We start from the raw sequence: 333 nt of genomic DNA, 5'->3' as shown, positions 1-333 counted from the left end.
CACCGCGTGGAGCTCGGCGAGATCGAGTCCGCCCTGCGCGAACACCCCGCCGTGCGTGAGGCCGCCGTGATCGCGCTGCCGGGACGCACCGTCACGGAGGACCGCGACCTCGTCGCGTGCGTGGAACTCACGCCCGGCCTCACCGCGGACGAGCGCACGCTCCTGACGCACCTGCGCGCCCGCCTGCCCGTCTACATGCTGCCCGGCTCCATCCATGCGCTCCCCGGCCTGCCCCTGAACGTCAGCGGCAAGCTCGACCGCCACGCCCTCGCCGCGCGCGGACGCCCCGAGACGCTCCCGGAAGGAACCGCCGACGCGCAGGGCGAGCAGGGC

At 75.4% G+C, this 333-nt stretch carries 1 protein-coding gene; it reads left to right on the top strand.

What is annotated here, in order from left to right; translation table 11 throughout:
- The coding region (locus DEIPI_RS0107895; protein WP_027481415.1) for an AMP-binding enzyme at positions 1 to 333 on the top strand (333 nt) is incomplete at both ends.

Source organism: Deinococcus pimensis DSM 21231, assembly GCF_000519345.1.
Lineage (GTDB): Bacteria > Deinococcota > Deinococci > Deinococcales > Deinococcaceae > Deinococcus_A > Deinococcus_A pimensis.
Note: the sequence above shows the minus strand (reverse complement) of the source record. Positions and strands in the feature narration are given on the sequence as shown.